Source organism: Akkermansiaceae bacterium (assembly GCA_024233115.1).
GTDB lineage: Bacteria > Verrucomicrobiota > Verrucomicrobiia > Verrucomicrobiales > Akkermansiaceae > Oceaniferula.
In genome coordinates, this window is the sequence record JACKQB010000001.1 from 915,186 (window position 1) to 929,792 (window position 14,607).

General features: G+C 55.1%; 11 protein-coding genes and 1 tRNA gene. 10 read left to right on the forward strand and 2 right to left on the reverse strand.

The window, feature by feature from the left end; all coding sequences use genetic code 11:
* Positions 1-83: 83 nt before the first annotated feature.
* The 7 genes from H7A51_03905 to H7A51_03935 all read left to right on the forward strand — a co-directional run bounded on the left by H7A51_03905 (position 84) and on the right by H7A51_03935 (position 11,881).
* Complete coding sequence (locus H7A51_03905; protein MCP5535362.1) at positions 84-1,127, forward strand: HRDC domain-containing protein; 1,044 nt, start codon at positions 84-86, stop codon at positions 1,125-1,127.
* A 260-nt stretch (positions 1,128-1,387) separates the two neighbouring features.
* Positions 1,388-1,627 carry a hypothetical protein gene (locus tag H7A51_03910; protein ID MCP5535363.1) on the forward strand — a complete coding sequence of 80 codons (240 nt, stop codon included), beginning with the start codon at positions 1,388-1,390 and terminating at the stop codon, positions 1,625-1,627.
* A 131-nt stretch (positions 1,628-1,758) separates the two neighbouring features.
* On the forward strand, positions 1,759-4,350 hold the full coding sequence (gyrB, locus tag H7A51_03915) for a DNA topoisomerase (ATP-hydrolyzing) subunit B (protein MCP5535364.1): 2,592 nt from the start codon (positions 1,759-1,761) through the stop codon (positions 4,348-4,350).
* Between the two features lie 43 nt (positions 4,351-4,393).
* A complete protein-coding gene (gyrA, locus tag H7A51_03920) occupies positions 4,394-7,096 on the forward strand; it encodes a DNA gyrase subunit A (GenBank protein MCP5535365.1) in 2,703 nt (900 codons plus the stop codon).
* 3 nt (positions 7,097-7,099) lie between these two features.
* Positions 7,100-9,901, forward strand: a complete 2,802-nt coding sequence (locus tag H7A51_03925; protein ID MCP5535366.1) for a PD-(D/E)XK nuclease family protein — start codon at positions 7,100-7,102, stop codon at positions 9,899-9,901.
* Positions 9,902-9,970: 69 nt separating this feature from the next.
* On the forward strand, positions 9,971-11,389 hold the full coding sequence (locus H7A51_03930; protein ID MCP5535367.1) for a hypothetical protein: 1,419 nt from the start codon (positions 9,971-9,973) through the stop codon (positions 11,387-11,389).
* A gap of 57 nt (positions 11,390-11,446) precedes the next feature.
* A complete protein-coding gene (locus H7A51_03935) occupies positions 11,447-11,881 on the forward strand; it encodes a hypothetical protein (protein ID MCP5535368.1) in 435 nt (144 codons plus the stop codon).
* 17 nt (positions 11,882-11,898) lie between these two features.
* On the opposite strand, the gene H7A51_03940 is transcribed toward H7A51_03935, so the two are convergent.
* A complete protein-coding gene (locus H7A51_03940; GenBank protein ID MCP5535369.1) occupies positions 11,899-12,207 on the reverse strand; it encodes a hypothetical protein in 309 nt (102 codons plus the stop codon).
* Between the two features lie 359 nt (positions 12,208-12,566).
* Between H7A51_03940 and H7A51_03945 the strand changes: the two genes are divergently transcribed.
* From H7A51_03945 to H7A51_03955, 3 genes are all read left to right on the forward strand, one after another.
* A tRNA-Ser gene (locus H7A51_03945) sits at positions 12,567-12,656 on the forward strand.
* Positions 12,657-12,773: 117 nt separating this feature from the next.
* A complete protein-coding gene (locus tag H7A51_03950; GenBank protein MCP5535370.1) occupies positions 12,774-14,063 on the forward strand; it encodes a tyrosine-type recombinase/integrase in 1,290 nt (429 codons plus the stop codon).
* A 36-nt stretch (positions 14,064-14,099) separates the two neighbouring features.
* A complete protein-coding gene (locus H7A51_03955) occupies positions 14,100-14,303 on the forward strand; it encodes an excisionase family DNA-binding protein (GenBank protein ID MCP5535371.1) in 204 nt (67 codons plus the stop codon).
* 72 nt (positions 14,304-14,375) lie between these two features.
* On the opposite strand, the gene H7A51_03960 is transcribed toward H7A51_03955, so the two are convergent.
* Entirely contained in the window at positions 14,376-14,564 is a 189-nt protein-coding gene (locus H7A51_03960; GenBank protein MCP5535372.1) for a hypothetical protein, read from the reverse strand.
* Positions 14,565-14,607: the final 43 nt, after the last annotated feature.

Here is a 14,607-nt window from a genome sequence, read left to right on the forward strand (position 1 = left end):
GGACTCCAAGATGCTTGGAGTCCTTTTATTTTGTAATAATTGGCTTTGTTTCCAGGCTTGATCGTGATCATGCTTCCCCAGCGATGATCTGCGACACAACGGAACTTGGAAATTATTTAAATGGGCGGAAACCGCTCTGTGCAATTGATACCGAGGCAGACAGCCTGCACCGCTACAGTGAGAGCTTGTGCCTGGTGCAGTTCAGTGACGGCGATAGCCATGTCTTGATCGATCCGCTCGCGATCGAGGACCTGAGTCCATTGCGCAACTACCTGGAGAATGCCACCTGTTGGATGCATGGAGCCGATTACGATATGCACATGCTGAAAACCAATCTGGGTGTGATTCCGCCCACGGTTTTTGATACCCAGATCGGAGCGCGGTTGCTGGGGGTTCGTAAATTTGGTTATGGTGACCTGGTGACTCATTACATGGATGTGCAGCTTGAAAAAACATCACAGAAGGCAGACTGGGCCAAGCGCCCGCTTACACCTGTGATGGAGGAGTATGCCCTCAATGATGTCATCTACCTGCTGCCCATGGCGGATATGATCGTTTCCAAATTGAAGGAGGCTGGGAGATATGATTGGTTTACCGAGAGCTGCGAAGCGGCCCGCGCCAAGTCCATGGAGAAAAAACAAGAGAAGGAGGATCGCTGGCGTATCAAAGGCAGCGGTAAACTTGATCCGTTAGGTTTGAATTACCTCAGGGCTCTCTGGTATTGGCGTGATTACGAAGCCGAACAATGGGATCGCCCCCCGTTTATGGTAACCGGGAACAAGCAATTGTTAGAATGGGTGGCAAGTCTTCAAGAAGGCAGGAAGCCTGTGCTTCCACGCCATTTCAGGACCAGTCGTGTTAGAAATTTCCAACAAGCCGTTGCTAAAGCCAGGAAGGTGGCGCCAGAGGACATGCCGCAACGCATCCGTGGTAAACGTCGCCGTAAGGAAAAGGAATTTGATGCCCGGCTTGATGAACTGATTGCAAAAAGAAACCGGGTTGCAGCGGAGCTCGATATCGACAGCTCATTGATTGCACCCCGCGCCGTACTCGAAGCCTTGGCCGGCAAACACGAGGGAGCTGAGGAGATGTTGCTTAACTGGCAAAGGAATCTGCTTGGCATTTAAGGTTGCTCAGGTTTGCATGTGTCAGCTGGTTGACAGCCATTTCCCCCATGCCCCAGTCATCAGAAAAAAACCTGCTTAGATTCGGTTGTCCCGCCTGCGGGATACGTCTTGTTGTCGATCGGTCCATTGCCGGAACCGAGGGCCCATGCCCATCGTGCGGCGCGCGTATTGTGGCCCCCCCATTGGAGGTTTCCAGATCCTTGGTGGAGAAGCAGGCCGCGCCGGTTAATATCAAACCCCGAGGTGTGTCGACAGGCCCCATGCCACCATCTTCGCAAGGCACGGTGCTTGAGCCTTCACCGCATCCGTCCCAGGCTCCTGACGCCGGACAGGTGAGGGAGCACGTCCGGCGCAAACGATCCGTCAACCCCACGACAGCTCTATCCGAGAAGGACCGTGAACAAAAAGATCTCAAGGTATTCTTTAAAATGGTTCTGGCTGCGATCGTGGTCGCCGGGATCGCATTCGCTGTCTATTACTTCCTGAAACAGGCAAGTTAGGCTTTTTTCAGGGGCTTTTGAGGGGATTCGACGGGCAGCCGTCGGCCAGTGTCATTTCGGCAAAAAAAACAGCGAAAAAAAGCGAAAGAAACTTGTCTCGGGCAAGGAAATTTAAGACATTTGGCGTGTCTATGTCCGATACCTCTCAAGAGCCCGATAACGAGCCACAAAACGCAGCTTCAGGCGATACCGAATCTGCTGATACCAACGTCTCTGATGCCCAGGAATACGGGGCGTCACAAATTGATAAACTCGAGGGGCTTGATGCCGTTCGCAAACGTCCCGGGATGTATATCGGGGACCCTGATGTGCGCGGTCTGCACCACTGCGTGTTCGAGGTGCTCGATAACTCGATTGATGAACACCTCGCCGGCTATTGTAAGGTCATTAAAATTGGCCTGCATATCGATGGCTCGGCCTCCATCGAGGATGATGGGCGTGGCATCCCCGTAGAGATGCACCCCAAATTCGGTATTCCAGCCGTGGAGCTTGTGCTGACCAGTCTGCATGCCGGTGGTAAATTCGGACAGGGTGCTTACAAATACTCCGGCGGCCTCCACGGTGTGGGTGCCAAGTGTGTCAATGCCTTGTCCGACTGGTTTAAAGCCGAGGTCAGCCGCGAGGGTAAGGTCCACTCCATCACCTTTGAGCGGGGGAAAACGACCAAGCCTCTCGAGGTCATCGGGGAGGTGGATGCCAAACACACGGGCACCAAGATCACCTTCTTCCCGGATGCCACCATTTTCACCGATACCATTGAGTTTGAATTTGCCCGTCTTTCCACACGCCTTCGCGAACTCGCATTCCTGAACCCGGGGCTCGTCATCGAGCTTGAGGATGAACGGCCGGAGAGTGCTAAAAAACAACGCTTCTACTACGCCAAGGGGATTGAGGAATTTGTTGCCCAGCTCGGGGAAAACAAGACATTGGTCCACGCCGAGCCCGTCATTATCAAAGGCAAGCGCAAGATCGAGGTCGACTACGATGGGAAAATTGCGAAAGACGACGTTTTTGCCGATGTTGTCTTCCAATACAATGACAGCTATCAGGACAACATCCTCTGTTTTGCCAACTCCATACCAAACGCCGACGGCGGAACCCACCTAACCGGCTTCCGTGGTGCTCTAACAAGGTCGATCAACCAGTATGCCAAGGCAAATAAAATCCTTAAAGACAAAGACCCCGCCCTGTCGGGTGATGACGTCCGCGAAGGCATTGTCTGTGTGCTGAGTGTGAAGATGCCGAACCCGCGTTTCAGCTCACAAACCAAGGATAAACTTGTTAACGCCGAGATCGAAGGCGTGGTCAGTTCCATCGTTTATGAGGGGCTGCAAGAATACTTTGAGCAAAACCCGGCACTCGCCAAAACCATCATCGACAAAGCGGTCAATGCCGCCCGCGCCCGTGAAGCAGCACGCAAGGCTCGCGAGACGGTTCGTAAGTCGGTGCTTTCCGGAGGCGGGTTACCCGGAAAACTCGCCGACTGCTCAGAGCGCGACCCCGCGAAGTCTGAAATTTATATTGTGGAGGGCGACTCCGCAGGGGGGTCGGCCAAGTCGGGCCGAAACCGTATCAACCAGGCAATCCTGCCTCTTCGGGGTAAAGTCATTAACGTCGAAAAAGCCAGGCTCCACAGGGCCCTTCAGAACAAGGAGATCCAAGCCATGATCACAGCCATCGGGGCAGGGATTGGTGAGGGGGACCAGGAAGGAGCCTTTGATCTATCAAAAGTCCGCTACCACAAGGTTGTGATCATGACCGATGCCGATATTGACGGTGCCCATATCCGGACCCTGCTGCTCACGTTTTTCTGTCGCCATATGCCGGACCTGGTAAAGGCTGGCTACCTCTATATCGCCCAGCCGCCGCTTTATAAAGTGACACGGAAAAAACGTGAGGAGTATATAGCTGACGATGACGCCCTGAACAAGATCCTCATCACCCTTGGCTCCGAAGATGTCCGCCTACGGAAGTATGGCACGGATGATGAAGTGGACCGTGATCTTCTCAAGAGTGTGCTCGATACGCTCGCTCAGCTCACCCGCTTTACCACCACGCTTGAAGGCCACGGAGGGAATTTCAAAGACATTCTCTCCAAACAAAAGGACGGCCATCTGCCGGGGTTCATGGTGCGTATTCGCGTAGGCAACGAGGAGGAGATCAGATACTTTGATACCGAGAAGGAGTTCCTGGCCTTTGCCCACGAAAACCGGGATCTTCGCCTCTTTGACGAGGAACTCAGCGAGGAAGAGGAAGCCGCCTATAAGGAGAAATACCAAGGGGCGCAACGCCGTGCCGTCAAACGGGAACTGCATGAGTCCGCTGCGATTTCCAAAGTACTCAAACGCCTCAATGAGTTCGGTCTGCAAACCGAGCCGTTTTTCTCAGAGGATACCCCCTTGTATGAGTTGATCGAAGGCGACGGAGCGAACGCGGAAGCGCTTCCCGTGTTTAACCTGTTTGAGATTCTCGACCGGGTTCTCGAAATCGGCCGGCGTGGTATGCGTATCCAGCGCTTCAAGGGGCTTGGGGAAATGAATGCCAAAGAGCTGTATGCCACCACGATGGACCCGGAGAAACGCCAGTTTCTCCAGGTCCGACTGGACGAGGAAAACGCCATCGAAGCCGACAAGATGTTCGATGTCCTCATGGGCGACATCGTGGAACCCCGGAAACGCTTCATCGAAGATAATGCGCTCAACGTCCAGAACCTCGATGTTTAGTCGTAAACGTCCCCTACGCACCTAAGACCTATCCCATTTTCCAATGTCTAACGACCACATCAAACCTATCAACGTAGCCGACGAAATGTCCAAGTCCTTCTTGGATTACTCGATGTCGGTGATTATTTCCCGTGCATTGCCCGATGCGCGTGACGGCCTCAAGCCGTCGCAGCGGCGCATCCTGTATGCGATGCACAATGACCTCTCACTCAGCCCGACCAAACCACACCTGAAGAGTGCCCGTATTGTGGGTGACACCATGGGTAAATACCACCCCCATGGTGACAGTGCGATTTACACCACCTTGGTCAACATGGCCCAGCCATGGACGATGCGCGAAACCCTTATCGACGGCCAGGGAAACTTTGGTTCGGTGGAAGGGGATGCAGCGGCGGCGATGCGGTACACCGAGGCCCGCCTGACCCACATGGGCACGGCGATGATGACCGATCTCGATAAGGACACTTGTGATTTCCAGCCGACTTACGATGAGACACGCAACGAGCCGTGTGTCCTCCCTGCCGCCATTCCCAATCTCCTGGTGAACGGTGGCACCGGTATTGCCGTCGGTATGGCCACCAACATCCCCTCCCACAACATGGGGGAGGTTATCGATGGTGTCTGCGCACGTATTGATAATCCCCAATTGACGATCGAGGAGCTGAAGCAGCATATCAAAGGTCCCGATTTTGCCGGTAAGTGCGAGATCCGTGGCTTCAAGGGGATTGACAGCTATTTCCACACCGGTCGCGGCAGTATCAAGATGCGGGGCACGATGGAGATCGATGAGAAGGAGTCGGGGGCATCGATCATCACGATCACGGATGTCCCTCACGGAGTGAACCGCGCCGTCCTCCAACAACGGATCGCGGAATTGGTGCGTGAAAAAGTCCTCACGGATATCTCAGGTATGCGCGACTTGTCCGATGACCAGACACGCATTGAAATCACCCTCAAACGCGATGCTAGACCACAGGTCGTGGTGAACCAGATTTTCAAACTGACATCCATGGAGACATCCTTCGGTGTCAACATGCTTGCCATCCACGAACGCCGTCCCAAGCAGCTGTCCATTATGGATGCACTGGACTGCTTTATCGAGCACCGCCGCGAAGTGATTATCCGCCGGACACGGTTTTTACTGCAAAAAGCCGAAGACCGGGCCGAGAACCTGGAAGCCTTCCTCCTGGCGCTGGGCCATCTCGATGATTTCATCAAGATCATCCGTGATTCCAAGAACCGGGATGAAGCCCGGGAGCGACTCAAGGCCTACACCTTCCCCATCACAACGGCGGAGCAGCTCGGTATCCTGATCCGTTCCCAACCAAGTGTGCAAGGTGAGAAGTATGTATTCACCGACCGCCAGGTCAACGCCATCCTCGAACTCCGTCTCTATCAGCTTACCGGCATGGAGCAGGATAAAGTGAAGACGGAATACGACAGTATCCTTGAGGAGATCAAAGACTTCCTTGATATCCTCGCCAAGGAAGCCCGCGTTTTGGCGATCATCAAGGATGAGCTTCTTGAGATTAAGGAAAAACACGCCACCCCGCGCCGTTGTCCTATTCTTCCCGATGAAGGGGAGATCGCCATTGAGGACCTGATTGCCAATGACGGTATGATTGTCACCTTGTCTAACAAAGGTTACATCAAACGGACAGCGTCGGCCGAATACCGTGTCCAGGCCCGTGGCGGAAAAGGAGTCCGGGGTATGGAAACCCGCAATGCCAATGCCACCGAAGAAGATGAACAGGATTTTGTAGAGCATCTTTTCTCAGCGCAGGCACACGATTACCTCATGTTCTTCACCAACACAGGCCGCGTCTACGTCGAGCGTGTCTACGGTATCCCGGAAGGCTCTCGCGCCTCGAAAGGACGCAGCATCAAGAATCTGCTCAACCTGCAACCGGAGGAGAACATCGCCGCCACCCTACGCCTTGAGCGTGTGACAAATGAGGATGGTGACGATATCACCTTTGGTGAGGAAAATGGCTATGTCCTTTTTGCGACCCGCAGTGGCAAGGTCAAGAAAACCGCATTAAGTAACTTCCGCAATTTCCGCAAGGATGGGATTATCGCGATCAAACTCGACGAAGGCAATACCCTGGTCGAGGTGAAGCTGACGTCTGGAAAAGATGATATTTGCCTCGTTACAAGTGCTGGTTACTGCGTGCGTACGAAGGAAACGAACATCCGTCCGATGGGTCGCCCGTCTGCCGGCGTCGCCGGTGTCAAACCCCGTGACGGGGATCACCTCGTCTCGCTGACCATCGTAACACCGGATGCCAAGCTCCTGGTTGCCAGTGAGAATGGCCTCGGCAAACGTACCGCCTATGAGGAATACATGTCCAAAGGCCGTGGTGGAAAAGGTATGAAAACCATGAACGTCACGGAGAAAACAGGTCGGGTCATCGGCGCCATGTCCGTCATGGAGGATGATGAACTCATGTTGATGACCAGTGACGGGCAGAGTATCCGTATCCGTTGTTCCGAGGTCCGCGAAACAGGCCGTGCCGCCCAGGGGGTTAAACTTGTTAGCCTCAAGGACGGCGAGAAGCTTCAGGACATCGCCAAGGTGATGCCGGATGATGAGGTCGACGTTACCGACACGGATGAAGATCCCGAGGCTATGGACGGTGATTCGGCTATCGAAGTCGACGGCTCACAAGAAACAACGGATGATGCTTCACAGGCAGGCGTAGATAGCGAGTCCGGCCCAGGCGACGATTCCGCAGGAGAGGAGTAATCCATGCTCGCACAGGGGTCATTGAATTTCGAGCAGGAGCCAGTGCCCATACGGGAGTTTCTCGGCTGGGATACCCCTCTGCTCGAAGCGGTGGCGCAATGGCTGTTGTCAGACGGCAACCGCAAGGAGCTGGCATCCACCATGGTGGTTGTGCCGACCTCGAACAGCGGTAGACGTCTCCGCATGGCTCTCTCGGCCGACTGCGGCGTGCTCTCGCCTCATGTCGTGCCGCCCAGCCGACTGTTTGAAGTGGATAATGCGGCAACTCGACAAGAAAGTCTCTGGGCATGGGTGCAGGTGATCCGACAGCTCGATATGGCGGATTTCCCCCATCTGTTTCCCAACCATGAGCCTGGTGCTACCGCAAGTTTCAGTGCCGCTCTTGCCGTGGCGAGGCAATTGGTCACCCTGCGTGACATGCTTGCCGATGGTGATGCCTCGTTTCAAGACGCTCAGTTTCACAGTCCGGAAAAAGAACGCTGGGAGGAGTTGGAAAAAATTGAAAACCGGATGCTTCAATACATCAGGACATGGGGTCTGAGTGACGCGGTCCTGGCCAAGCGGGGTAAGGCCAAGTCACCCGATGTGCCACCGGGGGTGACGCGTATTGTTGTAGCCTGCGTGCCTGATCCCACATTGTTGGCGGCCCGAGCACTACAAAGTCTGTTAGCCAAGGGGCTGCCGGTTACGGTATTGATCCATGCGCCTGAATCAGAAAAGGATGCCTTTGATCCATGGGGCGTTCCCTTGCCCGGCGTGTGGGCAAAACGATCAATCGATATTCCCGACTGGCAGCAGCGACTCCACGTCGTCGATTCCTCAACCGAGGCGGCCGGTGTGTGTGTCAGGGTGCTCGGCGAGGAAAAAACGGCGTCAGGCGATGTGGCTCTTGCCCTGTGCGACCCCACCTTTGCTCCGGCTCTCGACCAGGTGTTCGCTGATGCATCATGGCCTCTCTATAATCCCGAGGGACTGAGCCTGTCCGACTCCGGTATCCTGTCGCTGTTACGGGTGATGCGTGAGCTGACTGGGCGGGGCAGGCCCTTTGAGGCACTCCGTGAGCTTGTCAGGCTCCCGGGGGCCGAATTGTTTTTACCCGATCGCACCCAGCGTTACCGGGCTGCGAAGTTAATGGATGGTTTGTATGTGAATCATCTCCCCGAGACTTTAGCCGATGCCCTGTTCCTTGCGTCTGATGCGGAAAAACCGGTCCTTGAGTCGGTCATTTCCCATCTTGACCGACTGGTCTCCGGTAAGCTGACCGAGGTTCTCCGTGGCTGGCTGAGCCAATGGCTGGCGGCGGCGGATGCTGATGTTGCGGCAGCGGTCGAACCGGGTTTGGCAGAGGCACTGGAAGCCTTGGAACGCTTGGAAACGATCGGGGAGGCTCCCGCTGCGCAGGATGTTTTCGAGATGCTTGCCGAGAGTGTGCAATCCGCAAGAGTCTCCGTAGAACGCGCCGCTACCGTACTCGACCTTCAAGGGTGGTTAGAGATTTCCTATGACCCGGCGCCTCACCTGATTCTAGCAGGAATGCACGAGGAGTGTGTTCCCGATGGTTCGGCGGATGATCTTTTTGTCCCCGACTCATTGCGAGAAAAGCTGGGCCTTCGCGACTCACATGGCCGGTTTGCCCGTGATGCCTATCTCTTGCAAGCTGCTCTGAAGTCGCGAGCCAGGGGGGGGCGGGTCGATGCCGTGGTCGCACGCTTCAACGATGCCGGGGAGGCTCGAAAACCCGCACGCCTGTTGATGAGGCAGAGTGGCCAGGAGCTTGCCGCCATCGTGCGACATCTTTTTGCTGAATCAAAATCGGACCAATCGACCGGTGGAGCCTGGCAACGTGACTGGACGCTAAAGCTGCCTGAATTTGAAAACCTCTATGCGTCCAAGCCACTAAAACCTCTGTCTCCTTCCGCCATCCGGAATTACCTCGACTGCCCGTTCCGGTTTTTCCTCAAGCATATTGTCAAAATGGAGACATTCGAGTCGGGTAAACGCGAAATGAATGCCATGGAGTTTGGCAAGCTCTGTCATGCCGTGGTTGAGGCATTTGGCCGTGATGCCAGTATGGTCGATTCCACGAAGGCTGAAGAAATCAACGCCTACTTCAGCACACTTCTGGATGACATCATGAAACGGCAGCACGGCAGCCAGATCAACCTGCCCCTGATGGTTCAACTCGAAAGCGCACGCGAACGCTTGCGTGCCTTTGCTTCTGTCCAGGCGGCTGACCGGGCGGAGGGCTGGAGCATCGTGGCAACTGAATTTCGCGTGGAGCCGGAGAATCTTCCATGGTCTATCGCGGGCCACCCGATGCGTATGACCATCGACCGCATCGACCGCCATGAGGATGGCAAACGCTGGCGCGTATGGGATTACAAAACATCGGGCAAGGCAAAGAATCCCGAGGAGACTCACCAAGTGCCATGGAAGGAATCAGAAAACAGACCCATGCTTGGTGATTTGCTTCCACCGAAACGTAAAAATGGAAGCGAACGAAGATGGGCCGATGTCCAATTACCCCTCTACGCCGCCTTTGTGCAGCAGCATTATAAAACGGATGACCTGCCCCAGGTCGGTTATGTCAATTTGCCACGAGCCGTCAACGATGTGGCGTTTTCCCCATGGGTTGGATTTGACCAGCCTGTTCTTGATCACGCCCTGAGCTGGGCCGAGGCGGCGATTGAGAAGATCAGGGCAGGGGAGTTTTTCCAGGCCGCGGTATATCCATCGAACATGCGTGAGTGGGACGACTTCGAACAGCTCGCGCCTGACGGCCTTGCCAAGGCTTTTGGGCTTTAGGCACACGCGCGATCCAGTGTGCATTGAAATACATTTGAATCATGCCCGTATTGCACCATAATCCATTCCATGCCCAAGAGTTCAGAGAACCAGAAAAAAAACGACCCGCACGAGATTGAGGGGGTCAAGGCACGTCGTTCGAAGGCCGCCTCTTTCCCCTGGCTTCGGGTATCGTTTTTCGTGCTCGTATGTGGGTTGCTCGTCATTGCCCAGGGCCCCTTGCCTGGGAAAATATGGCGGAAGCTCAAGAGCCTGGACAAAGACCAACAAGAGAAAACCAGCGACAAAAATCCGGGCAAACCAGGGGGCAAGCCCACGGCACCGGCGATACCCACGCCTGTCCCCCCCAAGCCGGAATCTCCCGTCGTCAAGCCACCGACCGATCATACAGCTTCCTCAGGGGGGGATATCCGCAAGCTGTCAAAAGGCATCAAGTTGACCACCAAAGTCACCCTGGTCAAGGGGGGGGCCGCCTCTGACGAACGTAAAAAAGACGAAAGCTACACCGCCCACTACGAGCTCAAGGTGCGTCTGCCGAAGGCTGCGTCAACCTTGCCAGAGCTTGAAAAAAACACGCCCAAGCTTGCCGGTATTCTCCCCGGCCTTGCCGAAATGGTGCCCAAGGCCCAGGTGTCGGGGTTTTTCTACCAGCTCTACGAAAACAAAACGAAGCGGCTGAAAGAAAACGCAACCAACCTCAACGAGTTGCTGACGCGGCACAATTTCTACGACTGCGAAACAATCCTGAACCTGAAGCACCCAAGGACAGGCCGGCGGCTGCTGTTGCTCCAAGCGGAGATGGACGTGGTTTCCGATGGCTCCGATGGCGACCGGCTGCCGGTGATGCCGGACAATATAGTCAACTCCAGCTACTACCAGCCGATGACCAGTTACGGCTGGAGAAAGACCGGCAAGACACCCAACCCCCTGATCGCAGGATGGAAAAACAGGATCAAACTAGCGGAAACAGAAATCGCCCATCCGGATACCAATGCAGACCGGAAAAGCTGGCTGCGTGCGCGGATCGTTAAAATCAAACGTGAGATTCAGGACATGGAGGCGAGGAGCTACCTCATTGCCGACTACGATCCGTTTATCGTCATGCCCGTCAACATCCTGTCCTCGCGAGGCGACAAGTATGCGGCGAGAATCGGCGACTACGCGGTCGTCATTTACGATGGGAAGATCTATCCTGCCATCGTCGGGGATGCCGGCCCCAGTTTCAAGGTCGGTGAAGCTTCGTTGCGGATGTGTAAACAACTCAACGCACGGGCCAGTTCGTATTCCCGGCCAGTCAGCGACCTCGCCGTCACCTATGTCGTATTCCCCGGAACGGCTGATAAGTTCCAGGCACCGGATTATGCCAGGTGGCATACACGTTGTGCGTCATTGCTCACCGAAGTTGGTGGTTTGGGGGCGACCAGCACGCTCCATAGCTGGGCCAACACCCTGCCGGTGATCGAAAAAGAAGAAACCGACCAGCCCTAGTCCTGATCTGAGAGCAGGCTTGCCAAGCTTGGTCTCGCTGCGCTACTATCCGCCCCCATGAAGCTCCCTTGCATCCTTTCCATCGCCCTGTGTGCAGGCCTGTCCTCCTGTAGTCAATTTTTCAAACCTGAAGGCTGGCCGGTTGCAGTCACTCCCCGCAGTGCATCAGTGTCTCACCTCCAGGATCACGTTAAATTTACCGGCTCCGGCATTCGTCTGACCCATCAGGAAAAAGCCTTGCTGACATTTCTCGATAACGAGGAGAATATCGCGGCATCTACCGGGAAGAAGACGCGTCCAGGGGCGCACCAGTGGTCGGCGGCGGAAATCTATCGCGTCGATCCAGGTAAACAGGTCTCGGTTTTGTGCGAAGACGGTTACCAGCAAACCGCGGTCTATTTCCACTACGATAGCGCGCAAAAAACCTGGTTTCGAGTCAAGCACCTCGGTGAAAACCATGACAAAGGCATACCCGCCGTGCTGGTGAAATAAACGCAGCTTCCCCGAAGCTAGCGCAGCATGAGCCAGCATGAGGTGATCATCCCTGCGATGCCAAGGACCATCAGGGAGGATGAGATCTGTCGGGACAGCCCGGTCTGTTCGGGAATGCGGTTGTCAAACAAACCTCTGCCCAGCCATAAATGATCACCCAGGAGCGAGGCTGCCCCGCCAGCGAGCAGCGCGGCACCGAGTAGGAAAAGCCACCATTGCTCCGGGTATGCTTGCCACGTCATGGTGAATCGCAGTGCAACGATGCCTCCTACGATGCCACCAAGCAACAATTGCATCAACCAAGCCAGCCAGCTGAATCTTCCCATGGCGGAGATATACCCCTACCGTTGGAGCCGGGGAAGGAGATAGTATTTGTGTGTCCCTGCGAAAAGGTCTGGGCGATCAAGCTCGGGAGAAAATAACAAAGAGAGTTTTGATGAGACCGCGAAATATGCAAAATACGCAGAATTTTCATATCCTGATACCTTACACAGAGCGACTCTCAATGAGAGTTTCGGTAAGGTCTGTAGAAATGCACCTGAAAACATCCTCTTTTTCGCGTATTTGGCGTATTTCGCGGTAAAAAACCCCGAGCTTGATCGCCCTGGCGAAAAGGTTGGGAAAAAAGGTTTGCCATCGAAGAAATTGCTCGCTAGCTTCCGCCCGCATCCCCACAGGATCTACTGGACAGGTGGCAGAGTGGTCGAATGCGCACGCTTGGAAAGCGTGTGAGGCAGCAATGTCTCCGCGGGTTCGAATCCCGCCCTGTCCGCCATCTGTCAACGGCACTCCTATAAGTGCCTCAAAATCAAAGACAAACGCCCCCTCTGGGGAATCTGCGACAGGAATTCCAGAAAGAATTCCAGCACAATTGACACGAAAACCGGGTCGTATGGCCCGTAAACGAAAGCGTCGCAACAGTATCGTGGAGATCGGAACAGGTCCCGCGAGAGTCAAAATCTACACCGTCAATCGCAAGGATGGCTATCCGATGTTCTCGCTCTACTGGAAGGAGGGCGGACAGCGAAGGGCCAAACATCTCGCCTGCATGGAGGAGGCCAGACTGATTGCCCAGCAGATCAGTGTCCGGTTGGAGAACGGATTCGCCAGTGGGACTGAAGCGACCAAGCGAAACCTGGAACTGCTCCGCCACTGCGAGAAAGTCGCCAGCCAGTTCGGTGTAAGTCTCACTGCCGCGATGGACGAATGGGCCAGTGCCCGCAAGACCGCCGGGGATGAGATCGCGCTTTCGGATGCAGTCCGCTTCTACGCGGCCAATCGGTCGATCTTGACCGCTGTGAAGACAGTAGAGAAAGTGGTTGATGAGTTCGTCGAGTCTCGCCGTGTCAGTGGTGTAAGCGATGTATACGTCAGAAACTGCAACCTCAATCTCAAGCGGTTCAATAGACATATAAGCGGCAACATCGACGAGGTCACCGTCACAGACATCAACCGGTTCCTGTCCGGATTGGACGGACTCGGGCCGGTAAGCCGCAACGCGATCCGCCGCAACATTGTGACCATGTTCCGCTTCGCCAAGAAGCAGGGATACCTCCACCCCGACCGGAAGACGGCCGCCGAGCAGAGCGAGTCGTTCAAAGTGCCGGACAAGGAGATCGCCATTTTTACGCCTGAGGAGATGGAGAAGATCCTCATGAAGGCAAATGCCCGGATTCTTCCGCTCATCGCCATAGGTGGGTTTGCTGGAATCCGAACGGCAGAGATCAGGCGATTACATTGGGAAGACATCAAGTGGGATCGCGGTTACATCGAGATTGCTGGCCGAAAAGCGAAGACGGCTGCCCGACGATTAGCGCCCCTCAGCGACAACCTCAAGACATGGCTGGCGCCGTGGCGAATGGAGTCGGGACCAATCATCACGATGGCCGACCCGTCCGGGGCGATGAGCGACACCGCCGTGAAGGCACAGATCCCCGGTGGATGGCGTCAGAACGCCCTCAGACACTCGTTTATTAGCTATCGGGTGGCAGAGACCGGAGATGTCGCCCGAACTTCTTTGGAGGCGGGCAACTCGCCGAAGCAGATATTCCGCCACTACAGGGAGATCGTGGACGAAGCCGCAGCCAAGGAGTGGTTCTCAATCACACCTCCGGAAGACTGGGAACCAAGCGAACTCTGTTGGAGTATCCGGGAGCGGATTCGTCGGAATCTACTTACGTAAGTAAATTTGATGCGTTGACAGTCACAACGGTGCGTTATGAGTAACATAGAACCAACCCTGATAAAGAAGAAGGAACTCGCCAAGCGGTTATCCGTCAGCACTCGGACAATCGACAACTGGGTAGCGAAACGGATCATTCCGTTTATCCGGATGGGGCCTCGATTCTACCTCTATGACTTCGATGCGGTACTCACCGCTATTCGTAAGCACTACGAGGTGGAACCGGTTTCCCGTTCCTGATCTATCAGACGTAAAAATCCCGGATGGATACACCCATCCGGGGACTTGCTGTGGCTCGCAGGCTCACGATCACTAGCGGAAACTTTGGTTCACCTTGCCGTCGTCCGCAATGTCTCCAATCCGGTTAATGGTATCCTTGAGGATCGATGCAGCCGCGAAGATAACTGCACCGACAGCCGGTTCGACGAAGGGGATGGCGTTGAGGGCGGTAACGAATCCGGCGAGCTTGCCGACGTAGCTGAGAATCTTGAGTGCTTTCATGGCGCCCCGGTAGTCATGTCAACAAAGGTGCCCGAGCAGGGTT

Bases quoted from the DNA above. Each gene is read 5' to 3' on its own strand.
- H7A51_03905 (MCP5535362.1), top strand. From the start codon at position 84: ATGATCTGCGACACAACGGAACTTGGAAATTATTTAAATGGGCGGAAA.
- H7A51_03940 (MCP5535369.1), bottom strand. From the start codon at position 12,207: ATGGGAAGATTCAGCTGGCTGGCTTGGTTGATGCAATTGTTGCTTGGT.
- H7A51_03930 (MCP5535367.1), top strand. From the start codon at position 9,971: ATGCCCAAGAGTTCAGAGAACCAGAAAAAAAACGACCCGCACGAGATT.
- H7A51_03960 (MCP5535372.1), bottom strand. From the start codon at position 14,564: ATGAAAGCACTCAAGATTCTCAGCTACGTCGGCAAGCTCGCCGGATTC.
- gyrA (MCP5535365.1), top strand. From the start codon at position 4,394: ATGTCTAACGACCACATCAAACCTATCAACGTAGCCGACGAAATGTCC.
- H7A51_03955 (MCP5535371.1), top strand. From the start codon at position 14,100: ATGAGTAACATAGAACCAACCCTGATAAAGAAGAAGGAACTCGCCAAG.
- gyrB (MCP5535364.1), top strand. From the start codon at position 1,759: ATGTCCGATACCTCTCAAGAGCCCGATAACGAGCCACAAAACGCAGCT.
- H7A51_03935 (MCP5535368.1), top strand. From the start codon at position 11,447: ATGAAGCTCCCTTGCATCCTTTCCATCGCCCTGTGTGCAGGCCTGTCC.
- H7A51_03910 (MCP5535363.1), top strand. From the start codon at position 1,388: ATGCCACCATCTTCGCAAGGCACGGTGCTTGAGCCTTCACCGCATCCG.
- H7A51_03950 (MCP5535370.1), top strand. From the start codon at position 12,774: ATGGCCCGTAAACGAAAGCGTCGCAACAGTATCGTGGAGATCGGAACA.
- H7A51_03925 (MCP5535366.1), top strand. From the start codon at position 7,100: ATGCTCGCACAGGGGTCATTGAATTTCGAGCAGGAGCCAGTGCCCATA.